This is a genomic window from Actinoplanes hulinensis, assembly GCF_019429605.1.
GTDB classification, from domain to species: Bacteria; Actinomycetota; Actinomycetes; order Mycobacteriales; family Micromonosporaceae; genus Actinoplanes; species Actinoplanes campanulatus.
This window is the reverse complement of the sequence record NZ_JAHXZI010000004.1, coordinates 311,757-335,318: the sequence shown is the minus strand read 5'-3', so window position 1 is coordinate 335,318 and position 23,562 is coordinate 311,757. Positions and strand designations below refer to the sequence as shown.

Below are 23,562 nucleotides of genomic sequence, written 5' to 3'. Positions count from 1 at the left end.
CCGCTGCGCTCCGTCGCGTCATGACCGCGCCGAGTCTGCCGGACCTGGCCGGGCACTTCGGCCGGTTCGGCGGACGGTTCGTGCCCGAGGCGCTGATCAAGGCGCTGGACGAGCTGGACGCGGCGTACCGGTCGGCGAAGCGGGACCCGGAGTTCCAGGCCCGCTTCCAGGACCTGCTGCTCAACTACGCGGCCGTCCCGTCGCTGCTGTACCGGGCGACCCGGCTGTCCGAGGCGCTGGGCGCGGAGATCCTGCTGAAGCGGGAGGACCTGAACCACACCGGCGCGCACAAGGTGCGCAACGTGCTGGGCCAGGCGCTGCTCGCCAAGCGGATGGGCAAGCCCCGGGTGATCGCCGAGACCGGCGCCGGCCAGCACGGCGTGGCCAGCGCGACCGCGGCCGCCCTGCTGGATCTGGAGTGCGTCGTCTACATGGGCGAGACCGACACCCAGCGGCAGGCGCTGAACGTGGCCCGGATGCGGATGCTCGGCGCCACCGTGATCCCGGTGACCAACGGCTCGCGCACCCTGAAGGACGCGCTCAACGAGGCGCTGCGCGACTGGGTCTCCACCGTCGATACCACCCACTATCTGCTCGGGACGGCGGCCGGGCCGCACCCGTTCCCGGAGCTGGTGCGTGACTTCGTGGGCGGCATCGGCGTCGAGGCGCGGGCCCAGTGCCTGGAGCAGCTCGGCCGGCTGCCGGACGGGGTGGCCGCGTGCGTGGGCGGCGGATCGAACGCGATCGGCATCTTCCACGCCTTCGTGCCCGACGAGAGCGTCCGGCTGTACGGCTTCGAGGCCGGCGGCGACGGGATGGAGACCGGCCGGCACGCGGCGTCGATCACCGGCGGGTCGGTCGGCGTGCTGCACGGCAACCGCACCTACCTGCTCCAGGACGACGACGGCCAGACCATCGAGTCGCACTCGATCTCGGCGGGCCTGGACTACCCGGGTGTCGGCCCGGAGCACGCCTGGCTGCACGACACCGGCCGGGCGGTCTACGAGCCGGTCACCGACGCCGAGGCGATGGCCGCGTTCCAGCTGCTCTGCCGTACCGAGGGGATCATCCCGGCGATCGAGAGCTCGCACGCCCTGGCCGGCGCCGCGAAGATCGCCCCGCGGCTGCGCGAGGAGCTCGGCCGGACCCCGACGATCGTGGTGAACCTGTCCGGTCGCGGCGACAAGGACGTGCACACCGCCGGCGCCTACTTCGGCCTGCTGGACCAGGTGGAGACGGTCGTACCGGGGGAGAACACGTGAGTATCGCGCAGACGTTCGCGAAGGCGAAGGCGGAGAACCGGTCGGTGCTGGTCGGCTGCATGCCGGCCGGGTTCCCGACGGTCGAGCACAGCATCGAGCAGATGATCGCGATGCACGAGGCCGGCTGCGACGTGATCGAGGTCGAGCTGCCGTACTCGGACCCGGTGATGGACGGCCCGGTCATCCAGAAGGCCAGCGACATCGCGCTCGCCAACGGCGTCCGCACCCGGGACACCCTGAAGATCATCGAGGCGGTGGCGTCCGCGGGCGCCACGGTCGTGCTGATGACCTACTGGAACCCGATCGAGAAGTACGGTGTCGACGCGTTCGCCCGGGACCTGGCCGCGGCCGGGGCCACCGGGATGATCACGCCGGACCTGATCCCGGACGAGGCGGCCGAGTGGATCGCCGCGTCCGACGCCCACCGGATCGACCGGACGTTCCTGGTGGCGCCGTCGTCGACCGACGAGCGGATCGCGATGACCCTGGAGAACTGCCGGGGCTTCGTCTACGCCACCGCGCTGATGGGCGTCACCGGCGCCCGCAAGGCGGTGTCGTCGCAGGCCCCCGAGCTGGTCGCCCGGATCCGGTCGATCGACCCGGAGATGCCGGTCGGTGTCGGCCTGGGCGTCGGCAACGGCAGGCAGGCCGCCGAGGTGGCCGCCTTCTCCGACGGCGTGATCGTGGGCAGCGCCCTGATCCGGTCCGTGCTGGAGGCGCCCGACCGGGCCACCGGTCTGCGCGATCTGCGTGCCCTGAGCGCCGAACTGGCCGAAGGCGTCCGGGACCGCTGAGCGAGAAGGGCACCGGCGAGAAATAGCCGGTGCCCTGGGCATCACATATCGGTTCTCCAGCGGTAGCGTGTGCACCCGTGAACATCGCCGCCATCCCCAGTCCCACCGAGTCGGTGTGGCACCTCCTCGGGTTCCCGATCCGGGCGTACGCGCTCTGCATCATCGCCGGCATGGTCGTCGCGACCCTGCTGATGGAGCAGCGGCTGCGCCACCGGGGGGTGGCGCCGTGGACCTCGCTGGACATGGTGGTCTGGGCGGTGCCGTTCGGCATCATCGGCGCCCGGATCTACCACCTGATCACCTCCCCGCAGGAGTATTTCGGCGCCGGCGGTGACCCGGTCCGGGCCCTCTACATCTGGGAGGGCGGCCTCGGCATCTGGGGCGCGGTCGCCGGTGGCGCGGTGGGCGCCTGGATCGCGTCGCGCCAGATCGGCCTGCCGCTGAGTGTCTTCGCCGACGCCCTCGCGCCCGCGCTGCCGGTGGCGCAGGCGATCGGCCGGTTCGGCAACTGGTTCAACAACGAGCTGTACGGGAAGGTCACCACCCTGCCGTGGGGCCTCGAGGTGCACGAGATGGACTCGGCGAACCCGGGCCACGCCACGGTGATCGACGGCGAGGCGGTGACCAAGCCGGACCTCTACCACCCGACGTTCGCGTACGAGGTGATCTGGAACCTCGGTGTCGCCGCCCTGGTCTGGCTGCTGGACCGGAAGTTCAAGTTCGGCCGTGGCCGGGCCTTCGCGCTGTACGTGATGGCCTACACCGCCGGCCGCCTGTGGATCGAGATGCTGCGCGTCGACGAGGCGAACACCTTCTTCGGCATCCGTCTCAACGTGTTCGTCTCGATCGTCGTCTTCGTGGGCGCGCTGATCTACTTCCTCGTGGTGAAGGGCCCCCGCGAGTACGTGGTGCCGATCGACGCCCCGGAGACCGCCCCCGAGCCGTCCGGCGCGCCGGAGAGCGACGTCTCGCAGGTCGACGTGACCGGTGACGAGAAGGATGCCGCCCGCAAGATGCCGATCGCCTACCAGGTGGTCAGCCGGGAGCGGTTCGACGAGTACCAGAGCACCGGCATCCTGCCGCCCGCGGAGAAGAACGTCACGGTGCCGGCGACGGTCAGCGACACCCCTTCTTCCGACGAAAGCTGACCGGAATGCGTACGGCCGTGGTGGTGGGCGCCGGGATGGCCGGCCTGGCCGCCGCGGGCGCGCTGTCGAGGTCCGGCTGGCGGGTGACCGTGCTGGAACGCGCGGAGCGGGTGGCCGCGCCGCCGGCCGCGGTGGTGCTCTGGCCCACCGGCCTGCGGGCCCTGGAGGCGCTGGATCCGGACGGCGGCTGGACGGCGATCGCGTCGCCGCTGCCGGACGGTGGCGTGCGCCGCCCGGACGGGCAGTGGCTGGTCGCGCCCCGGACCCGGCCCGGCGCGGGCCCGGCCCCGGCGGCCGTGCACCTGGAGGATCTGTTCGACGCGCTGGTCGCGGGTCTCGGGGACGCCGAGATCCGCACCGGTTTCGAGGCGACCACGGTCCGGGTGGGCCCACGGCAGCGGCCCGTGGTCGGCGACGGCCGCACCATGATCGAGGCGGACCTGCTGGTCGGCGCGGACGGCATCGACAGCCGGGTCCGTGCCGCGGTGGCGCCCGAGGCGGTGGCCGTCGGTTCCGGGTTCGCCGCCTGGCAGGCGGTCATCCCCGGGTTCCGGGTGCCGCGGCTGGAGGGTGACCGCAGCCTCGGCGGGGAGACGCTCGGCGCCGGCTACCGGTTCGTGGCGATCCCGCTCGGCGACCGGGCCGCCGGCCGGGGCGGTGTCTACTGGGTGGCGACGGCCGCCGGCGCGGCGCGCCCCGAGTCGCCGGCCACCCAGCTGGCCCTGTTGCGCCGCTGGTTCGCCGGCTGGCACGAGCCGGTCGGCGCGCTGCTGGACGCGACCCGGCCGGAGGATCTGGTTCCGCAGGGCGTCCGGGAGCTGCGGCCGCTGCCGCGCGCCTACGGTTTCGCCGCGGGTTCCGGTGGGGTGGTGCTGATCGGTGACGCCGCCCACGCCATGCCGCACCATCTGGGTCAGGGCGCGTGCCTGGCGTTCGAGGACGTGGCGACGTTGCGCTCGCTGACCGCCTCGGCCGGGCCGGGCGAGGAACTCGTCGCGGCCGTCGAGACGTACAGCCGGGTGCGCCGCCCGCGCACCACCACGGTGGTCCGGCAGAACCGGCGGATGTCCGCGGTGGTTCAGGCCCGCGGCCGGCTCGCGCTGCGCGCCCGCGACGCCGCGCTCAATCACATGCGCCCGCGAATGCTGGGCCGTCATCTGGATCCGGTCGCCGACTGGACCCCACCGGACTGAGGGATTTCTCTCCCTTCTCGCGTCCCATTCTTTTCCAACCCCTATTCCGGTACGCGTGTGAGCGTTAACAAACGCATTCCCGTCCGTTCCGTGGCGCACCGCGAGCCTTTGCCGGGTCCCGGCCGTAACGCGCCCGCCGGGGCGAAGCGGTGGTTCGGGCTGGTTGTCAGCGCTCGAGACAGCTCCGAGAGCCGGCCGGGTCGCACGCTCAGATTGCAGGACGCGGGAGGATGGAAGATCTCACATTTCCTGTGACCTGTTGGAAACAGTCGTTTCCCTGGGCCCGGAGCGGCCGGGAGCCTCCATCCGGTAAGGGCTGATCCTGAGATAGCCACTTACTGCGTACCAGATGTTGGGAAGTGTGAGGGATTCGCGCTGACCGTCAGAGAGGCGCGGCGGCCGGTTCGGCGACGCAGGCCGTGCCCACCCGCCGGAAACCGACCCGGGTGTAGAGCCGCGCCACGTCGTCGTCGCCCGCGGAGAGGAACACCAGGTGCGTCCCGCCGGCCACCAGCCGCCCGGCGAGTGTGGCCGTGAGCTGGGAGGCGTAGCCCCGGCGCCGCGCCGACGGCAGGGTCGCCACCCCGACGATCTCGGCGACGTCCCCGCGGCGCTGGCTGGTCGCGGTCGCCACGATGCCCTCCTCCGGCGTCTCGGCCACCACCGTCACAAAATCGCCGGTGGCGGCCAGCTCCCGGGCGTGCCGCACCGCCTCCGCGGTGGGCGGCGGCGCGGCGTCCCGCTCGGCCGGGCCGGCACCCCCGATGAGCAGCACGTTCTCCGCCGACTCCAGGGGCGCCTGGTAGGCCGGGGCGGCGAAGCCGAGGCGGGCCACCGCCCGGGAGGCGCCCAGGTCGGCGGCGAACGTGGGCGCGGCGGGATCGAGCAGCCGGGTGGTGGCGCCGCGCAGCGGCAGGTCCGGCACCAGGGCCGCCGGATCGAGCACCAGCAGCGGCGCGAGCAGCACGTCCAGCCCGGCCGAGCGGGCCACCGCGAGCAGGTCGGGCGTGGTCTCGTGAACCCATTCGAAGGTCTCCGGCAACCCCAGCTCACGCTGGCGGCGCCGGACCGCGGTGAGGTCAGCCGCGGAAGGGGTGTGCGAACCCCGGACCGGGCGGGCATAGTAGGGCCAGCCCTCACCGTCGCGGACGAAGAGAACCAGCGTGCCGAACTCCTCGACCCGCGCCCAGGGGCGGGGCAAAGCGTCGTAGAACCGCTCGAGTCGGTCGAAGAGGTCGGAATCCACTGGCGCCATCGCGCGAGACTACCGGTCGATGCGCCTGCTGTGCTATTCAGTTCGTCCGCCGATCGGTGCGCAGGATCGGTACGAGGTGTGATCAATCCGCATCTGGCGGAGATCAGAGGCTCTTAACGTAGACTCAAGAGACTTTGCAGGGCCGACGTCGTCCCGACCTCAGATGGAAACACCAGTGACGACAGGAGGCCCGGTGGCATATCCGCACCCCCAGGGGCTTTATGACCCTCAGTCGGAGCGAGACGCCTGTGGTGTCGCATTTGTTGCCGACATTCACGGCCGTCGCTCCCACGATGTGGTGGCCAAGGGTCTGTCCGCGCTGATCCGGCTCGATCACCGGGGCGCCCGCGGCGCCGAGCAGAACACCGGTGACGGCGCCGGCATCATGATCCAGGTTCCGGACGCCTACTACCGCGCGACCGTCGGCTTCGAGCTGCCGCCCGCCGGTCAGTACGCGACCGGTCTCGTCTTCCTGCCCACGGACCCCGACGATGCGGTCCGTGCGATCAAGGTCTTCGAGAAGTACGTGCTCGTCGAGGGCGGCGAGGTGCTCGGCTGGCGTGACGTGCCGGTCGACGCGTCCGACCTGGGCGCCACCGCCGAGGACGCCCGCCCCACGATCCGCCAGGTGTTCCTGGCCGCGCACCGGCTCGTCGACGCGCCCGCCGGCCCCGCCGGCGAGCAGCTGTCCGGGCTGGAGCTGGACCGGGTGGCGTTCTGCGTCCGCAAGCAGGCCGAGCGGGAGACCTCCCAGCGCGGCGTCCCGGCGTACTTCCCGTCGCTGTCCTCGCGGACCATCACCTACAAGGGCATGCTCACCCCGGAGCAGCTGCCGGCGTTCTTCCCGGAGCTGTCCGACGACCGGGTGGACAGCGCGATCGCGCTGGTGCACTCCCGGTTCTCCACCAACACGTTCCCGTCGTGGCCGCTGGCGCACCCGTACCGGCTGATCGCCCACAACGGTGAGATCAACACGATCCGCGGCAACAAGAACTGGATGGCGGCCCGCGAGGCGCTGCTGTCGTCGAAGCGGATCCCGGGCAACATCAAGCGGCTCTTCCCGATCAACTCGCCCGAGGCGTCCGACTCGGCCAGCTTCGACGAGGTCCTCGAGCTGCTGCACCTGGCCGGCCGCAGCCTGCCGCACTCGGTGCTCATGATGATCCCCGAGGCGTGGGAGAACGACCCGGACATGGATCCGGCCCGCCGCGCCTTCTACCGGTTCCACGCGAGCCTCATGGAGCCGTGGGACGGCCCGGCCGCCGTGGCGTTCACCGACGGCACCGTCATCGGCGCCGTCCTGGACCGCAACGGCCTGCGCCCGGGCCGCTGGTGGCACACCGCCGACGGGCTGGTCGTACTCGGCTCCGAGGCCGGTGTCATCGACTTCGAGCCGGAGCAGGTCGTCGCCAAGGGCCGCCTCCAGCCGGGCAAGATGTTCCTGGTCGACACCGCGGCCGGCCGCATCGTCCACGACGCCGAGATCAAGGCCGAGCTGGCCGCCGCCGAGCCGTACGCGGACTGGCTGCACGCCGGCCTGATCGAGCTGGAGGACCTGCCCGCCCGCGAGCACGTCATCTACACCCACGACTCGGTCCTCCGCCGCCAGCAGGTGTTCGGCTACACCGAGGAGGAGCTCAAGATCCTGGTGGCGCCGATGGCGCGGTCCGGCGCCGAGCCGCTGGGCTCGATGGGCACCGACACCCCGATCTCGCCGCTCTCCACCCGGCCGCGGCTGCTGTTCGACTACTTCCACCAGCTGTTCGCCCAGGTGACGAACCCGCCGCTGGACGCCATCCGCGAGGAGCTGGTGACCAGCCTGTCGACGACCATCGGCCCCGAGGCGAACCTGCTGGACCCGGGCCCGGCCAGCTGCCGGCAGATCGTCCTGCCGTACCCGGTGATCGACAACGACGAGCTCGCCAAGATCCTGTCCATCGACGAGGACGGCGACCTGCCCGGCTTCAAGGCGGTCCGGGTCTCCGGGCTGTACCCGCTGCGCGACGGGGCGGCCGGCATCAAGGCCCGGCTCACCCAGATCTGCCGGCACGTGTCGGAGGCCATCGAGGACGGTGTGCGCATCCTCGTGCTGTCCGACCGCGACTCCAACGCCGACCTGGCGCCGATCCCGTCGCTGCTGCTCACCGCCGCGGTCCACCAGCACCTGGTGCGCGAGCAGACGCGTACCCAGGTGGCGCTGGTCGTCGAGTCCGGCGACTGCCGCGAGGTGCACCACGCCGCCGTGCTGATCGGCTACGGCGCCGCCGCGGTCAACCCGTACCTGGCGTTCGAGAGCGTCGACGACCTGATCGCCACCGGCGGCCTGGTCGGCGTCGACCCGCGCAAGGCGGTCCGCAACTACGTCAAGGCGCTCGGCAAGGGCGTCCTGAAGATCATGTCCAAGATGGGCATCTCGACCGTGTCGTCGTACTGCGGCGCCCAGGTGTTCGAGGCCGTCGGCCTGGACAACAAGCTGCTCCAGCGCTACTTCTCCGGCACCTCCGGCCGGATCGGCGGCGTCGGCCTCGACGGCATCCACCAGGAGGTCAAGGCCCGCCACGAGAAGGGTTACCCGGCGAACCGGGCCGAGCGGGCGCACCGCCGCCTCGAGGTCGGCGGCGAGTACCAGTGGCGCCGCGAGGGCGAACTGCACCTGTTCAACCCGGAGACCGTCTTCCTGCTCCAGCACGCCACCCGCAGCAAGCAGTACGACGTCTTCAAGCGCTACACCGACAAGGTCAACGAGCTGTCGGCCGAGGCCGGTCACCTGCGTGGCCTGTTCCGCTTCGACTCCGACCGCACCGCGGTCCCGATCGACGAGGTCGAGCCGGCCAGCGAGATCGTCAAGCGGTTCTCCACCGGCGCGATGAGCTACGGCTCCATCTCCGCCGAGTCGCACGAGACCCTGGCCATCGCCATGAACCGGCTCGGCGCCAAGTCGAACACCGGTGAGGGCGGCGAGGACGTCGAGCGCCTCTACGACCCGGAGCGCCGTTCCGCGATCAAGCAGATCGCCTCCGGCCGGTTCGGTGTGACGAGCGAATACCTGGTCAACGCCGACGACCTCCAGATCAAGATGGCGCAGGGCGCGAAGCCCGGCGAGGGCGGCCAGCTGCCCGGCAACAAGGTGTGGCCGTGGATCGCCAAGACCCGGCACGCCACCCCGGGCGTCGGCCTCATCTCGCCGCCGCCGCACCACGACATCTACTCCATCGAGGACCTGGCCCAGCTGGTCCACGACCTCAAGATGGTCAACCCGATGTCGCGGGTGCACGTCAAGCTGGTCAGCGAGATCGGCGTCGGCACGGTCGCCGCCGGTGTGGCCAAGCTCAAGGCCGACGTCATCCTGATCTCCGGCCACGACGGCGGCACCGGCGCGTCCCCGCTGAACTCGCTCAAGCACGCCGGCACTCCGTGGGAGCTGGGCCTGGCCGAGGCACAGCAGACGCTGCTGCTCAACAAGCTCCGCGACCGCGTCACCGTGCAGGTCGACGGCCAGCTCAAGACCGGCCGCGACGTGGTCGTCGCCGCGCTGCTCGGCGCCGAGGAGTTCGGTTTCGCGACCGCTCCGCTGATCGTCTCCGGCTGCATCATGATGCGCGTCTGCCACCTGGACACCTGCCCGGTCGGCATCGCCACCCAGAACCCGGTGCTGCGCGAGCGCTACACCGGCAAGCCGGAGTTCGTCGAGAACTTCTTCATGTTCCTCGCCGAAGAGGTCCGCGAGATCCTGGCCGAGCTGGGCTTCCGCAGCATCGACGAGGCCATCGGCCACGCCGAGGTCCTCAACGTGGTCCAGGCCGTCGACCACTGGAAGGCCAAGGGCCTCGACCTGGCCCCGGTCCTGTACGTGCCGGAGCTGCCCGAGGGCGCCGCCCGCCGCGGCGTCGTCGCCCAGGACCACGGCCTCGACAAGGCGCTGGACAACCAGCTCATCGCCCTGGCCCAGCCGGCCCTTACCGACGGCCTGCCGGTCCACGCCGAACTGACCACCCGCAACGACCAGCGCAGCGTCGGCGCGATGCTGGGCGGCGAGGTCAGCCGCCGCTTCGGCGGCAACGGCCTGCCCGACGACACCATCTCCTTCACCCTGCGCGGCACCGGCGGCAACTCGTTCGGCGCCTTCCTGCCGCGCGGCGTCACCCTGCGGCTCATCGGCGACAGCAACGACTACGTCGCCAAGGGCCTCTCCGGCGGCCGCGTCGTCGTGCGCCCCGCCGAGGAGGCGCCGTTCACGGCGGAGGAGAACACCATCGCCGGCAACACCCTGCTGTACGGCGCCACCAGCGGCGAACTGTTCCTGCGCGGCCGCGTCGGCGAACGGTTCGCGGTCCGCAACTCCGGCGGCCACGCGGTCGTCGAGGGTGTCGGCGACCACGGCTGCGAGTACATGACCGGCGGCATCGTGGTGGTGCTCGGCCCCACCGGGCGCAACTTCGCGGCCGGCATGAGCGGCGGCAAGGCGTTCCTGCTCGACCTCGACCAGAACCAGGTCAACCCGGAGCTCGTCGACCTCGCACCGCTCACCGACGACGAACGCGACCTGCTGCGCTCGCTCGTCGAGAAGCACCACGCCGAGACCGACTCGGCCGTCGCCGGCCGCCTGCTCAAGGACTGGGCGAACGCCGTCGAGCGGTTCACCGCCGTGGTCCCGCGCGACTACAAGCGCGTCATGGAACTGATCAAGACCGCCGAAGCCGCCGGTCGCAACGTTGACGAGGCGGTCATGGGGGTTACCAGTGCCTGACCCTAACGGTTTCCTCCGCTACCAGCGGCAGCTCCCGAAGCGCCGCCCGGTGCCGGTGCGGATCCTGGACTACAAAGAGGTCTACCCGCCCGCGGGCGAGGAACTGATCCGCGACCAGGCCACCCGCTGCATGGACTGCGGCATCCCGTTCTGCCACGACGGCTGCCCGCTGGGCAACCGCATCCCGGACTGGAACGACCTCGTCCGTACCCAGCAGTGGGAGGCCGCGGCCGACTCGCTGCACGCCACCAACAACTTCCCCGAGTTCACCGGGCGGCTCTGCCCCGCGCCGTGCGAGGCGGCCTGTGTATTGGGAATCGGCGGCAGTGCCAGTGGCGGGCCGGTGACCATCAAGCAGGTCGAGGTGGAGATCGCCAACCACGCGTTCGACCTCGGCTTCGTCAAGCCGCAGCCGGCGCCGGTGGCATCGGGCAAGTCGGTCGCGGTCGTCGGCTCCGGCCCGGCCGGACTGGCCGCCGCCCAGCAGCTGGCCCGGGCCGGCCACGCGGTCACCGTCTACGAGCGCGACGACCGCATCGGCGGCCTGCTCCGCTACGGCATCCCGGACTTCAAGATCGAGAAGCACGTCATCGACGCGCGGCTCGCCCAGATGTCCGCCGAGGGCGTCGAGTTCCAGCCCGGCGTCGACGTCGGCACCGACATCACCGCCGACGACCTGCGCGAACGATACGACGCCGTGCTCCTCGCCGCCGGCGCCCTGGCCGGCCGCGACACCCCGGAGACCCCCGGCCGCCGGCTCAACGGCGTCCACCTGGCCATGGAACACCTCGTCCCGGCCAACCGGATCGTCGCCGGGCTCCAGGACTCCACGCCGATCGACGCGCACGGCAAGCACGTCATCATCATCGGCGGCGGCGACACCGGCGCGGACTGCCTCGGCGTCGCCCACCGCCAGGGCGCCGCGTCGATCACCCAGCTCGACCAGTACCCTCTGCCGCCCGACCTGCGTGCCGGCGTCAAGGACCCGTGGCCCACCTGGCCGCTGATCCTGCGCAACTACGCCGCCCACGAGGAGGGCGGCGACCGGGTCTTCGGCGTCGCCGTGCAGGAGTTCGTCGGCGACGGGGACGGCAACCTCGTCGCCGTGCGCATCGCCGACGTCAGCGTCCAGCGCGTCGACGGCGTCCGCACCGTCGTCGTCGCCCCCGGCAGCGAACGCGAACTGCGCGCCGACCTCGTCCTGCTCGCCATCGGCTTCGAGGGCACCGAGGACCAGCCGCTGCTCAGCCAGTTCGGCATCAGCCGCAACCGGCGCAACGTCCTCGACGCCGACCAGGGCTGGCAGACCACCGCCGAGGGCGTCTTCGTCGCCGGCGACATGCACAAGGGCGCCTCGCTCATCGTCTGGGCGATCGCCGAGGGACGCGCCGCCGCCGCGGCCATCCACTCCTATCTCGGCGCCGCCGGGGAGCTGCCCGCCCCGGTCCGCTCCGATTCGCAGCCGTTGTCCGTCTGATCACGAACCGTCGAAAGGCCCGTCACCCACACCGGTGGCGGGCCTTTTCGCCGCCCTCGGCCAAAACGCCCGTTAATGCCACGCCCGGCGGTCGCCGCCAAACGGCCGTTAATGCCCGCCCGGCCGCCGAGGCAATGGCGCACGTCGATCTGAGGATAATTTTCAGCTGCCGGGGTGCCCCGAACCGGCGCCGAAACCCCGGTTCGCATCGACGTGCATGACTGCCGTCAAGGTCGTCTTCCCAGCCCACGGTACGCGCGCGGCGTACCCTCCAAAGGGGTTGTGGCATGTGCCGACGACCACCCGAAGCCGACCGCTAGGCTGAACCGGCGGTCGCTGAAGCCCGCGGACGACGCAGCGCACCCGCTCACAGCGGGTTGACCTCGCCGTCGACACCCGCAGTTCATGCCGATGACGCGGGTCGGCCGCCGGGCCGCCCCGAAAGAAGGATTAGCCTGATGGCCGTGACACGCCGCGCAAAGATCGTCTGCACGATGGGCCCCGCCACCAAGTCACCCGAGCGCATGCTCGGCCTGGTGGAAGCGGGCATGAACGTGGCCCGGATGAACTTCAGCCACGACACCCGGGAGAACCACCGGGAGATGTACGAGCTGGTCCGCGCCGCCGCCGAGCAGGCCGATCGCCCGGTCGCCATCCTCGCCGACCTCCAGGGCCCCAAGATCCGCCTCGGCAAGTTCGCCGACGGCCCGCACCGCTGGGAGACCGGCGACCGCGTCGTCATCACCAGCGACGAGATCCTCGGCACCAAAGAGCGCGTCAGCTGCACCTACAAGAAGCTCCCGCACGAGGTCAAGGTCGGCGACCGCCTCCTCATCGACGACGGCAAGGTCGCCATCGAGGTCACCGGCGTCGACGGCGAGGACATCCACTGCCTCGTCACCGAGGGCGGCCCGGTCAGCAACAACAAGGGCGTCAGCCTCCCCAACGTCGCCGTCAGCGTCCCCGCCCTCAGCGACAAGGACGAAGAGGACCTCCGCTTCGCCCTCGGCCTCGGCGTCGACCTCATCGCACTCTCCTTCGTCCGCGCGCCCGAGGACATCGACCTCGTCCACAAGATCATGGACGAGGAGGGCCGCCGCGTCCCCGTCATCGCCAAGGTCGAGAAGCCCGAGGCCGTCGACCACCTCGAAGCCATCGTCCTCGCCTTCGACGGCGTCATGGTCGCCCGCGGCGACCTCGGCGTCGAGCTCCCCCTCGACCAGGTCCCCCTGGTCCAGAAGCGCGCCGTCCAGCTCTGCCGCGAGAACGCCAAGCCGGTCATCGTCGCCACCCAGATGCTCGACTCCATGATCGAGAACTCGCGGCCCACCCGGGCCGAGGCCTCCGACGTCGCCAACGCCGTCCTCGACGGCACCGACGCCGTGATGCTCTCCGGCGAGACCTCGGTCGGCAAGTACCCGGTCCTCACCGTCAGCACCATGGCGAAGATCGTCACCACCACCGAAGCCGGCGGCATGGGCGTCCCCCGCCTCCAGCACGACCCGCGCACCCACGGCGGCGCCCTCACCGTCGCCGCCAGCCAGATCGCCCGCAACATCGGCGCCAAGGCCCTCGTCGCCTTCTCCCAGACCGGCGACACCGTCAAGCGCCTCGCCCGCCTGCACTGCGACCTGCCGCTCTACGCCTTCACGCCGGTCTCCGAGGTTCGCAACACCCTCGCGCTCAGCTGGGGCGTCGAAACCTTCCTCACCGACTTCGTCGAGCACACCGACGACATGTTCCGGCAGGTCGACGCCAAGATGCTCAGCATGGGCCTGGCCAAGCCCGGCGACTACGTCGTCGTCGTGGCCGGCTCCCCGCCCAACGCACCCGGCTCCACCAACACCCTCCGTGTCCACCAGATCGGCTCGCTCGTCGACGCCGCCAAGGTGTGACCTTGCTCCAGGGACAGGCCGCCGTCGACCAGCTCCTCGAGCTCCTCGACCTCAAGCGGGTCGACGCGGCCACCTTCCAGGGCGAAAGCCCGCAAACCGGAGCCCAGCGCGTGTTCGGCGGCCAAGTCGCCGGACAGGCGCTGGTCGCCGCCGGCCGCACCGTCGACCCCACCCGGCACGTGCACAGCCTCCACGGCTACTTCGTCCGCGCCGGCGACCCCACCGAACCCATCACCTTCCACGTCGAGAACATCCGGGACGGCCGCAGCTTCTCCGTCCGCCGCTCGACCGCCAAGCAACACGGCAAAACCATCTTCTTCATGTCCGCCTCCTTCCAGATCCCCGAAGAAGGCCTCGACCACCACACCCCGGCACCCGACGACGTCCCCCCACCCGAAGACGTCCCCACCATCCTGCACTGGGCCGAGAAATACCCCGAGCGGATGGCCATGTTCAAGAACTCACCACGCTCCGTCGACGTCCGCTACGTCGGCGTCCCCGGCTGGGTCCCACCCGGCGACCGCGGCATCCAACCCCAGCAACGCGTCTGGATGCGCCTCGACGGCAAACTCCCCGACGACCCGCTCATCCACGCCTGCGCCCTCACCTACGCCAGCGACATGAGCCTGCTCGACGCCGTGCTGTCCACCCACGGCGAGGTCTGGGGCCCCGGTGGCGTCATCGGCGCCAGCCTCGACCACGCCCTCTGGTTCCACCGGCCCTTCCGCGCCGACGAATGGTTCCTCTACGACAGCACCAGCCCCAACGCCAGCGGCGCACGCGGCCTCGCCAACGGCCGCATGTTCACCCGCGACGGACAGCACATCGCCAGCGCCGTCCAGGAAGGCCTCCTCCGCCGCATCGGCGGATGAAGCCGGCTGTCTCGCGACCGGTCCACCCCGGCGAGGCCAAGCCCTACCGCGCCTCCGGCGCCGCCTCCACACCCTCCGGCGCATCCGGCACCGCACCGGCCCGCGAGCCCGTGACCCCGGCCTCCGTCAGGAACGCATCAAGATCAGCGGTCGTCCGCACCGCACGATCCGGGAAACCCTCACCCGACCGCCCACCGGCCACCCCCGCCGCCACCGTCGAAGCACTCGGCCGCGCCCGATGCCGCGCCCGCCACCGCGGAGCATCCTCCACATCCGACACACCCGCCGCATAACCCCGCAACCCGGCGGAACTCTCAGCCGGAAACCTCAGCACATCCCGCCGCGGCCCGGCCACCTCGCGCAACCGCAACGCCGTCACCAGCTCCGCCACCGCACGCAACACACCCAGCGCACCCAGCACCACCATCACCAGACGCGCCGTCCGCGAGAACGGACTCGCCGCGAAGAACCCCAGCCCCGTCTCCAGCACACCCACCAACACCAGCAGGCTCCACACCCGATCAGTACCCCGGGCCATGACCCCCACCGCGACATCCGTCACGCCGCGAACCATCAGATACCAGCCCACCAGCGCCGACGCCGTCGCGAACGACCAGAACGGAAGCGTCAGCAACAAGCCGGCCGTCACCGTGAACACCGCCGCCAGACCCGCGTTCAACCACCACGTCCGCGTCCCCGCCAGCGCCCGGACCGCCTCACACAGCGCACCGAACAGCACCACCGGACCCGCCACCGCCGCCACGTTCGCCGGCTCCAGCCGCAACATCGTCCAGCCGATCGCCAACCACACCGCGCCCGCGACCATCAGCAAACGCCACGTGTTCCCGCGCTTGACGGTCAAAGGCGAAGAACCGGACGACAACATGAGGCCTCCCGCTGAAGCTGTCTCTGCCATGACAGCATCCGGGGCATGCCACGACCCGGCGTTCGCGAGATTCAGACCAAGATCAAAACCATCTGATGGTACGCCGTAAGCGACGTCACCACTTGGGCCCGACGAACTCGTCCAGCCGGGCCACAGCGCCTCGCCGGGCCACCGAGAGAGTGTCGCGCCGTGCCATCCGCCAGTCGATCCCGAGCCGGTCGAGCGCCTCCTGGCGGATCCGCATGATGTCCCCGGATTCATTAACGAAGTTGTAACGCGGGTAGCTGTACGGCCTTCCCCGGGTGATTACGCGGTTGATGAACCGGCTGCCATCGGAATGGAAAAGCCCGCGGACGAGGCGACCCGGATGTTCGCCGACGAATTCCCGCTGCCAATCGGTGAGGGCGATCTCCCGCTGGTGTTCGACTCCCGGACGTGTCGCGGGAGAAGGCAGGGCCAGTGCATCCAATGTGCGCGAACGCTGATGCGCCCCGGCTTCTCCTGATAGCCGACGGTGCGTACACCGCAAACCGTCATGGCGTGGGTCACTTCATGAATCAGTCCGAGGTATCGGCTGTCACACGTGACCGTCAGCAGCGGGACGCGCTGTGTCGTCAGGAGGTGACCGTCTCCCAGGTACTGGCCCAGGAGGTGGCAATACGACGCGACGTCGCCGGGTCTTCGCGGCGGAACGTCACATCGCCAGCAACGGCGATCGATCCCTAATTTTCGCTCGCGTTTGCTGTAGAGCCAGGAAGCAACCGTATTGCGGGACAGTTCCAGTTTTCGATATATCTCCGAAAACGGGATTCCGGCGGGATGCATCTCGAGTGCGGTGATTCGCAGACGAGGAGAATGCATTCCGTGCCTTCTTTGCGGAGGGCTCGGTTCTTCTGGTGTCCGCGGTGGGATTCGAACCCACACTTGATGCTGTTTGAGAGCATGGCCTCTGCCGTTGGGCTACGCGGACGAGCATCATCGGGCGGGCGCAAGTTTGGTCACGCCAACCCGAGCACTCGACAGCCTACCCACTAGGCTTAGGGCGGCGACACCCAGATACCCGGGTGTCGCGACATCGACGTTCTGGGGGTAGGGGTTTCCGTGGCCGACACGCAGGCTGGTGCCGAGCGCAAGCGGGTGCTCATCGCCGAGGACGAGGCCCTCATCCGTCTGGACCTCGCCGAGATGCTCGTCGAGGAGGGCTATGACGTGGTCGGTGAGGCGGGCGACGGTGAGACGGCCGTGCGCCTGGCCGAGGACCTGAAGCCGGATCTGGTGATCCTCGACATCAAGATGCCGATCATGGACGGTCTGGCGGCGGCGGAGCGGATCGCCGGTGGGCGGATCGCGCCGGTGGTGATTCTGACGGCGTTCAGTCAGCGTGATCTGGTGGAGCGGGCGCGGGCGGCGGGTGCGATGGCGTACCTGGTGAAGCCGTTCCAGAAGTCGGATCTGGTGCCGGCGATCGAGATCGCGTTGTCGCGGTATTCGGAGATCTCGGTGCTGGAGTCGGAGGTCGCGGGGCTGACGGAGCGTCTGGAGACGCGGAAGTCGGTGGAGCGGGCCAAGGGCGAGCTGATGACGAAGTACGCGATGACCGAGCCGCAGGCGTTCAAGTGGATTCAGCGGACGGCGATGGATCATCGGATGACGATGCGTGAGGTTGCTGACCGGATTCTGGCCGAGCAGCAGGCGGAGGCTGATCCGCCGAGATGAGACGTGTGGGCAGGCTGCTGGCGGGGGTGGTGTCGCTTCTACTGGTGGGCTGTTCCGCGGGTGGTGTTCCGGAGCCGTCTCCTGTGCCGTTCGGCTGGCAGGAGGCGGCTCTTCCGTCTTCCGGGGATGTGCCGGTGGTGCGGGAGGCGGTGTGGTGCGGGGACGGCTGGTTCGTGGTGGGTGCGGTGCGGGATGCGGCGGGGGAGACGCGTCCGGCGGTGTGGTCGAGTGTCGACGGCCGGTCGTGGTCGGTGGTTCCGGTGGCGCCGCGGAGTTATTACGGCGAGCGCAGTGTGCTGGTGATGGGGGCGTGCCGGGAGGGCCGTCTGGCGGCGGTGGGCTGGAAGCGTGGGGGCGCGCATGCGAATCCGCGTACGGCGTCGTGGTTGCGGGCGGCGGACGGGGTTTTGCGGGAGTTGCCGGCGCCGTTCGAGTTGTACGGCGGTCCGCAGGCGATGAATGTGTCGCGGTTGGACGCGGGTGACGGTGGGTTCCTGATTTCGGGGAATCGGATGTCGGGCGCGGCGGTGTGGTGGTCGGGTGACGCGTCGCGGTTCGAGTTGCGTGAGCGTGTCGCCGGGTTGGCGTCGGACTCCTCGGGGGAGACGTGGGCGTTCGACGGGTTGGCGGCGGGTTCGGGCTGGTTGGTGGTGGGTGGTTGTCTGCCGGCGGGCCGGATCGATCGGGATGTGTGTGGTTGGCGGTCGGTGGATGGGGTGTCGTGGGAGCGCCTGATCGCTGAGGGTGATTCTTCGGAATACGAGGAGTTGCATAGAGTGGTGCTGGTCGATGGCGTGCCGCTGGCGGTGGGGTTCCGGGGTTCGGTGTTCGGGGTGTGGCGGCTGGAGCCGGGCCGGTGGCGGCCGGTGGGTTCGTTCGGTTCGTGGCGGGCGAGTGCCTGGTCGGGGGTTCACTCGGTGGTGGTGGCGGGTTCCCGATTGGTCGTCTCGGCGGGTGACGGGGTGGGGTACGCCCTGTGGGTGTCGTCCGACGGTGGTGTCTCGTGGGGCCGGGTGGAGCCGCCGGTGGTGGTGGGTGCGCGGCCGGAGGTGGCTTTGTCGGTTACGGCGGGTGGTGGCCGTTTGGTGTTGGTGGCTGATGACGGCGTTACTGGCCGTGTTTACACTGCGGACATCGGAGCGTAACGGTGTTCGTGGTTGAGATGGCCGGTACCGGCCCTGATCGGTCGGACTTTTGAGCAGCTCTCTGTAACGGTTTGGCATGCAGGGCCGCTACGTCTTCTTAAGGAATTCTCAGCCCGCTACGCTGCGCCATCACGAGCAGTGCGCAGGGTCCAGCGGTTTCGGGTGTCGGGGGCGGTGACGCGAAAGCGCGTTGTCGGCTCGGCTCGGTGACGCTTCCCTGCACCGGGATGAAAGGTCATAAGCCTTGAGGCGTAACTATGTACGGGCCCTGGGTGCGGTCGGCCTCGCCACCGCGATGCTGGCCGCGGCAGGTTGTCAGGACTCCGGCGGAACCGGAACGACTGACGCGTCCGGGTCGTCCTGCGGCAAGATTGCAATCTTCGGTGCATTCACCGGTCCGAACGCGGGCCTGGTGCTGCCGTCGCTGAACGGCGCGAAGATGGCCGTGAAGCAGCACAACGCGGCCAACCCCGACTGCCAGGTGACCCTGCAGGAGTTCGACACGCAGGGCAACGCCGACCAGGCGACGCCGATCGCGAACCAGGTGGCGCAGGACCAGTCGTTCACCTCGGTGATCGGTGGTCACTTCTCCGGTGAGTCGAAGGCGACCATGCCGATCTACGAGGCCGCCGGTCTCGTGATGGTGAGCCCGTCGGCGACCGCCGCGGAGCTGACCAAGACGGGGAACAAGTCGTTCCACCGGGTGGTGGGCAACGACTCGACCCAGGCGGCCGCCGCGGTCACCTACATCAAGAACACTCTGAAGTCGCAGAAGGTCTTCCTGATCGACGATGGCCAGACCTACGGTGTGGGCATCATCGGCGAGGTGAAGGCCGGTCTGGGTGCTCTGGCCGTCAACTCCGACAAGGTGCAGACGGACCAGCAGAACTTCGACGCGACCATTTCGAAGATCAAGTCGTCGGGCGCGGACCTGATCGCGTACGGCGGTTACACCAATGAGGCGGCTCCGCTGCTCAAGCAGGCCCGTGCGGCCGGCGTGACGGCGAAGTTCCTGGGCTTCGACGGTCTGTACGACCCCGGTTTCCCGGCGGGTGCCGGTGAGGCCGCCGTCGGCGCGATCGTGACCTGCCCGTGTCTGCCGGCCGCTGAGGCGGGTGGCACCTTCTCGGCCGACTTCCAGAAGGAGTACGGCCAGGCTCCGGGTTCGTACGGTGCTGAGGGCTACGACGGCGCGAAGATCCTGCTCGAGGGCTACTCGGCGGGCAAGAAGACCCGTGCCGACCTGCTCGCGTGGGTGGACGCGTACGACAAGCAGGGCGTTTCGAAGTACCTGAAGTTCGACGAGACCGGCGACGTGGACAAGTCCAAGGTCGTCATCTGGTCGTACGAGATCAAGGCCGGCGGCGCGATCGAGCCGCTGTCGGAGATCAAGCTCAGCTGAGTCCAGCTCTGATGCGGCCGGAGGCTTTGCCTCCGGCCGCGTCTGGTGCAAAGGGGTTTATGTGAACTTCGATGAACTCTTCGGGCACCTGGGCCAGCACACGGTGGACGGCTTGTCCAAGGGCGCTATCTACGCTCTTGTCGCGCTGGGCTACACCCTGGTCTACGGCGTCTTGAAGCTGATCAACTTCGCCCACTCGGAAGTCTTCATGGTGGGTACTTTCGCGGTCCTGGGAACCTGGACCGCGCTCGGGGCCACAAGCAACCCGAGTGTCGGAATGATGATCTTGTTCCTGCTTGCCGGCCTGGTGGCCGGTGCGGTCGCGTCGGGCGCCACCGCGGTGGGCGTGGAGTTGATCGCCTATCGGCGGTTGCGGCGGATGAACGCGCCGCCGCTGATCTTCCTGATCACGGCGATCGGCCTGTCGCTGGTGCTGTCCGAGGCGTTCGGCCTGTGGCAGGGCCGGCTGATCAAGGGCATGCCGACGATCGTGGAGCGGGAGGTCCTGTTCACGATCGGGAACACCGAGATCACGAACACGCAGTTGCTGACGATCGTGTCGGCGCTGGTGATGATGATTCTCCTGGACGTGTTCATCAACCGCACCCGGTACGGGCGTGGCGTGCGTGCGGTGGCGCAGAACCCGGACACGGCGGCGCTGATGGGCGTCAACAAGGACCGGGTGATCCTGCTGATCTTCCTGCTCGGTGGTCTTCTGGCGGGGGCCGCCGCGCTGCTCTACAACGTCCGGTACGGCAACACCCGGTTCAACGTGGGCTTCCTGCTGGGTCTGAAGGCGTTCACGGCGGCGGTTCTCGGTGGTATCGGTAACCTGCGCGGCGCACTGCTCGGTGGTCTGCTGCTGGGTGTCGTCGAGGTGTACGCGGCCACGCTGACCCAGTCGAACTGGGAGGACGTGGCGGCGTTCACGGTGCTCGTGGTGGTGCTGCTGTTCCGTCCGACCGGCCTGCTCGGCGAGTCGTTGGGGAGGGCCCGCGCATGACGACCGAAACGAAGTCCAACAAGTACGGCATCGGTGGCGCGCGGGCGAAGTTCGGCGACCGGTGGGCGGCTCTGCCGAAGTGGCAGCGGTCGCTGGCGTTCGTCGCGTTCGTGATCTTCCTGTACTACCTGCCCTACCTGGGCATCCCGGGTCTGACGTGGCTGCGGACCGACTACATCGCGAACGGCAACAACTGGGCGGGTGTGCTGTTCACCTGTGCGGTGTACGTACTGATCGCGATCGGTCTGAACGTGGTGATCGGTCTGGCCGGCCTGCTCGACCTGGGGTATGTCGGCTTCTTCGCGGTCGGCGCGTACAGCGTGGCCTTGTTCGGGTCGACGCAGTCGCCGATCGTGAAGTCGTTGCAGGCCCAGTTCGGCCTCTCCGAGGAGTGGGCGGTCGCCTGGGCGGTCTGCATCCCGATCGCGCTGTGCCTGGCGATGATCTCGGGTGTGCTGCTGGGCGGTCCGACGCTGCGGCTGCGCGGTGACTATCTGGCGATCGTGACGCTGGGCTTCGGCGAGATCATCCGGATCGTGGTCCGTAACGTCGAGTGGTCCGGTGGGCCGGCCGGTGTGGCCGCGATCCCCGGTCCGCAGGGCAAGCCGTCGGCGGACAACAACATCTTCGGTCTGATCGACGCGAAGCCGTGGTACTGGCTGGCGCTGACCACCGTGCTGCTGATCGTGTTCCTGGTGCGGCGGCTGGAGAACAGCCGGGTGGGCCGGGCGTGGCTGGCCGTCCGCGAGGACGAGGACGCGGCCGCCGTGATGGGTGTGTACCCGTTCAAGTTCAAGCTGTGGGCGTTCGCCATCGGCGCCGCCCTGGGCGCCCTGTCGGGGCTGCTGTACGCCAGCCGGAACGGGTTCATCGAGCCGAACCAGTTCAACGCGCAGCTGTCGATTCTGTTCGTGGCGATGGTCGTGGTCGGTGGTTCGGGCAACATGGCAGGTGTGGCGCTGGGCGCCGTGCTGCTGGCGTACCTGCCGGAGCGGTTCCGGGAGTTCTCGGAGTGGCGGTTCCTGGTCTTCGGCCTGGCGCTGGTGATCGTGATGCTGCTGCGGCCGCAGGGTCTGATCCCGAGCCGGCGGCGGGCGCGCGAGTTGAAGGACCGTCAGGAGGAGGTGGCCGTAGGTGTCTGAGAACACCGAGGTGCTGCTCGACGTCGACCACGTGACGCTGCGATTCGGCGGTGTGGTGGCGCTCAACGACGTGAGCTTCAGCATCAACAAGGGTGAGATCCTCGGCCTGATCGGCCCGAACGGCGCCGGCAAGACGACCTGCTTCAACGTGATGACGGGCGTCTACAAGCCGACCGAGGGCAAGGTCGCGTTCGACGGCCAGACGATCACCGGCCGGCGACCCCACGCGATCAACCGGATGGGCATCGCCCGGACGTTCCAGAACATCCGGCTGTTCCCGGAGATGACGGCGCTCGAGAACGTCATGGTGGGCGCCGACTCGCAGCACCTCACCAGTGTTCCGGGTGCGCTGTTCCGGCTGTACCGGGTGCGCCCGAAGGAGGAGGAGCTGCCTCAGGTCACCTCCTCCAACGGCATCGTGCGGGCGTGGCAGGAGATCCGCCGTACGTCGGCGAAGATCTTCGGCATCTCGCGGCACACGCTGGAGGAGCGGGCCGGCGAGCGCAAGGCGCTGGACCTGCTGAAGTTCGTCGGGATCACCGGCCGGGCCAACGACCTGGCGCGGAACCTGCCGTACGGTGACCAGCGGCGCCTGGAGATCGCCCGGGCTCTGGCCACGGAGCCGAAGCTGCTCTGCCTGGACGAGCCGGCCGCCGGCTTCAACCCGGCGGAGAAGGAAGACCTGATGAACCTGATCAGGCGGATCCGGGATCTGGGCTACACGGTGCTGCTGATCGAGCACGACATGCGCCTGGTGATGGGTGTGACCGACCGGATCGTGGTGCTGGAGTTCGGCAAGAAGATCGCCGAGGGCACGCCGGCCGAGGTCCGGGAGAACCCGAAGGTGATCGCCGCGTACCTGGGGGAGACCGCAGATGCTTCTTGAGCTCGATGACATCACTCTGCGGTACGGGCGGATCGAGGCGCTGCACGGCCTGAGCATCCACGTCGAGGAGGGCGAGATCGTGGCCCTGATCGGCGCCAACGGCGCCGGCAAGACGACCACGATGCGGGCCATCTCGGGGCTGAACCCGCTGGCGTCCGGCAAGATCCGGTTCGCCGGCAAGGACATCACCACGATGCGTGCCGACCTGCGGGTGCCGCTCGGCATCTGCCAGTCGCCCGAGGGCCGTGGCGTGTTCCCCGGCATGACGGTGCTGGAGAACCTGGACATGGGCGCCTACACCCGCAAGGACCGGGCCGGTGTCGCCGCCGACCTGAAGCGGGTGTTCGAGCTGTTCCCCCGCCTGGAGGAGCGGCAGAAGCAGATCAGCGGCACGATGTCCGGCGGTGAGCAGCAGATGCTCGCGGTCGGGCGGGCGCTGATGGCCCGGCCGAAGCTGCTGCTGCTGGACGAGCCGTCGATGGGCCTCGCCCCGATGATCATCCAGCAGATCTTCGACATCATCGTGGAGATCAACCAGCAGGGCACCACGGTGCTGCTGGTGGAGCAGAACGCGCAGCAGGCGCTGGCCCGTGCCCACCGCGGGTACGTGCTGGAGACCGGCCGGATCGTCAAGGAGGGCACCGGCCAGGACCTCCTGCACGACCCGGCGGTCAAGGAGGCGTACCTCGGCGTCGCCTGACACAGCCGAGCCGCGGGGCGGTCACCCTCACCGGGTGGC

18 protein-coding genes and 1 tRNA gene are annotated in these 23,562 nt (G+C 69.6%); 15 read left to right on the top strand and 4 right to left on the bottom strand.

Annotated features, from left to right (window positions below; genetic code table 11):
• Nucleotides 1-20 precede the first annotated feature (20 nt).
• From trpB to KZ829_RS09930, 4 genes are all read left to right on the top strand, one after another.
• Nucleotides 21-1,262, top strand: coding sequence for a tryptophan synthase subunit beta (trpB, locus tag KZ829_RS09945; protein WP_220143541.1), 1,242 nt, complete (start codon nt 21-23; stop codon nt 1,260-1,262).
• On the top strand, nt 1,259-2,056 hold the full coding sequence (gene trpA, locus KZ829_RS09940; protein WP_220143540.1) for a tryptophan synthase subunit alpha: 798 nt from the start codon (nt 1,259-1,261) through the stop codon (nt 2,054-2,056). The genes trpB and trpA overlap by 4 nt, the downstream gene beginning before the upstream one ends.
• Before the next feature lie 77 nt (nt 2,057-2,133).
• Nucleotides 2,134-3,204, top strand: coding sequence for a prolipoprotein diacylglyceryl transferase (gene lgt / locus KZ829_RS09935; RefSeq protein ID WP_220143539.1), 1,071 nt, complete (start codon nt 2,134-2,136; stop codon nt 3,202-3,204).
• Between the two features lie 5 nt (nt 3,205-3,209).
• The gene (locus KZ829_RS09930; RefSeq protein WP_220143538.1) at nt 3,210-4,397 is read left to right on the top strand and encodes an FAD-dependent oxidoreductase; all 1,188 of its coding nucleotides are present in this window, start codon (nt 3,210-3,212) and stop codon (nt 4,395-4,397) included.
• Between the two features lie 382 nt (nt 4,398-4,779).
• Here KZ829_RS09930 and KZ829_RS09925 read toward each other — a convergent pair whose 3' ends face one another.
• Nucleotides 4,780-5,652, bottom strand: a complete 873-nt coding sequence (locus tag KZ829_RS09925; protein ID WP_220143537.1) for a GNAT family N-acetyltransferase — start codon at nt 5,650-5,652, stop codon at nt 4,780-4,782.
• A 163-nt stretch (nt 5,653-5,815) separates the two neighbouring features.
• Here KZ829_RS09925 and gltB point away from each other — a divergent pair, with 163 nt between their 5' ends.
• From gltB to KZ829_RS09905, 4 genes are all read left to right on the top strand, one after another.
• Nucleotides 5,816-10,399, top strand: coding sequence for a glutamate synthase large subunit (gene gltB / locus KZ829_RS09920; RefSeq protein WP_220143536.1), 4,584 nt, complete (start codon nt 5,816-5,818; stop codon nt 10,397-10,399).
• Nucleotides 10,392-11,876 carry a glutamate synthase subunit beta gene (locus KZ829_RS09915; protein WP_220143535.1) on the top strand — a complete coding sequence of 495 codons (1,485 nt, stop codon included), beginning with the start codon at nt 10,392-10,394 and terminating at the stop codon, nt 11,874-11,876. The genes gltB and KZ829_RS09915 overlap by 8 nt, the downstream gene beginning before the upstream one ends.
• 458 nt (nt 11,877-12,334) lie before the next feature.
• On the top strand, nt 12,335-13,771 hold the full coding sequence (gene pyk / locus KZ829_RS09910; protein ID WP_220143534.1) for a pyruvate kinase: 1,437 nt from the start codon (nt 12,335-12,337) through the stop codon (nt 13,769-13,771).
• 2 nt (nt 13,772-13,773) lie between these two features.
• Nucleotides 13,774-14,643 (top strand): acyl-CoA thioesterase, encoded by an 870-nt coding sequence (locus KZ829_RS09905; protein WP_220143533.1) that lies wholly within the window; start codon nt 13,774-13,776, stop codon nt 14,641-14,643.
• Between the two features lie 43 nt (nt 14,644-14,686).
• On the opposite strand, the gene KZ829_RS09900 is transcribed toward KZ829_RS09905, so the two are convergent.
• The 3 genes from KZ829_RS09900 to KZ829_RS09890 all read right to left on the bottom strand — a co-directional run bounded on the left by KZ829_RS09900 (nt 14,687) and on the right by KZ829_RS09890 (nt 16,499).
• Nucleotides 14,687-15,529, bottom strand: coding sequence for an HdeD family acid-resistance protein (locus KZ829_RS09900; protein ID WP_220143532.1), 843 nt, complete (start codon nt 15,527-15,529; stop codon nt 14,687-14,689).
• A 115-nt stretch (nt 15,530-15,644) separates the two neighbouring features.
• Nucleotides 15,645-15,998 carry a hypothetical protein gene (locus tag KZ829_RS42830; RefSeq protein WP_246635328.1) on the bottom strand — a complete coding sequence of 118 codons (354 nt, stop codon included), beginning with the start codon at nt 15,996-15,998 and terminating at the stop codon, nt 15,645-15,647.
• Nucleotides 15,999-16,423: 425 nt separating this feature from the next.
• Nucleotides 16,424-16,499: transfer RNA gene (locus KZ829_RS09890), tRNA-Leu, on the bottom strand.
• Nucleotides 16,500-16,630: 131 nt separating this feature from the next.
• Here KZ829_RS09890 and KZ829_RS09885 point away from each other — a divergent pair.
• The 7 genes from KZ829_RS09885 (at nt 16,631) to KZ829_RS09855 (ending at nt 23,523) form a co-directional block, all read left to right on the top strand.
• Nucleotides 16,631-17,245, top strand: coding sequence for an ANTAR domain-containing response regulator (locus KZ829_RS09885; protein ID WP_220143531.1), 615 nt, complete (start codon nt 16,631-16,633; stop codon nt 17,243-17,245).
• A gap of 5 nt (nt 17,246-17,250) precedes the next feature.
• Nucleotides 17,251-18,390 (top strand): hypothetical protein, encoded by a 1,140-nt coding sequence (locus KZ829_RS09880; protein ID WP_220143530.1) that lies wholly within the window; start codon nt 17,251-17,253, stop codon nt 18,388-18,390.
• A 244-nt stretch (nt 18,391-18,634) separates the two neighbouring features.
• Nucleotides 18,635-19,792 (top strand): branched-chain amino acid ABC transporter substrate-binding protein, encoded by a 1,158-nt coding sequence (locus KZ829_RS09875; RefSeq protein WP_220143529.1) that lies wholly within the window; start codon nt 18,635-18,637, stop codon nt 19,790-19,792.
• Nucleotides 19,793-19,853: 61 nt separating this feature from the next.
• Nucleotides 19,854-20,795 carry a branched-chain amino acid ABC transporter permease gene (locus KZ829_RS09870; protein ID WP_220143528.1) on the top strand — a complete coding sequence of 314 codons (942 nt, stop codon included), beginning with the start codon at nt 19,854-19,856 and terminating at the stop codon, nt 20,793-20,795.
• Complete coding sequence (locus KZ829_RS09865; RefSeq protein WP_220143527.1) at nt 20,792-21,937, top strand: branched-chain amino acid ABC transporter permease; 1,146 nt, start codon at nt 20,792-20,794, stop codon at nt 21,935-21,937. The genes KZ829_RS09870 and KZ829_RS09865 overlap by 4 nt, the downstream gene beginning before the upstream one ends.
• Nucleotides 21,930-22,823 (top strand): ABC transporter ATP-binding protein, encoded by an 894-nt coding sequence (locus tag KZ829_RS09860; RefSeq protein WP_220143526.1) that lies wholly within the window; start codon nt 21,930-21,932, stop codon nt 22,821-22,823. The genes KZ829_RS09865 and KZ829_RS09860 overlap by 8 nt, the downstream gene beginning before the upstream one ends.
• Nucleotides 22,813-23,523: an ABC transporter ATP-binding protein gene (locus KZ829_RS09855; RefSeq protein ID WP_183217521.1), complete on the top strand. Its 711-nt coding sequence runs from the start codon at nt 22,813-22,815 to the stop codon at nt 23,521-23,523. Before KZ829_RS09860 ends, KZ829_RS09855 begins: the two co-directional genes overlap by 11 nt.
• The last annotated feature ends 39 nt before the right edge of the window (nt 23,524-23,562 follow it).

Coding starts and splice junctions, on each gene's coding strand:
- gltB (WP_220143536.1), top strand. CDS start 5,816: ATGGAAACACCAGTGACGACAGGAGGCCCGGTGGCATATCCGCACCCC.
- pyk (WP_220143534.1), top strand. CDS start 12,335: ATGGCCGTGACACGCCGCGCAAAGATCGTCTGCACGATGGGCCCCGCC.
- KZ829_RS09865 (WP_220143527.1), top strand. CDS start 20,792: ATGACGACCGAAACGAAGTCCAACAAGTACGGCATCGGTGGCGCGCGG.
- trpB (WP_220143541.1), top strand. CDS start 21: ATGACCGCGCCGAGTCTGCCGGACCTGGCCGGGCACTTCGGCCGGTTC.
- KZ829_RS09855 (WP_183217521.1), top strand. CDS start 22,813: ATGCTTCTTGAGCTCGATGACATCACTCTGCGGTACGGGCGGATCGAG.
- KZ829_RS09925 (WP_220143537.1), bottom strand. CDS start 5,652: ATGGCGCCAGTGGATTCCGACCTCTTCGACCGACTCGAGCGGTTCTAC.
- KZ829_RS09900 (WP_220143532.1), bottom strand. CDS start 15,529: ATGTTGTCGTCCGGTTCTTCGCCTTTGACCGTCAAGCGCGGGAACACG.
- KZ829_RS09930 (WP_220143538.1), top strand. CDS start 3,210: ATGCGTACGGCCGTGGTGGTGGGCGCCGGGATGGCCGGCCTGGCCGCC.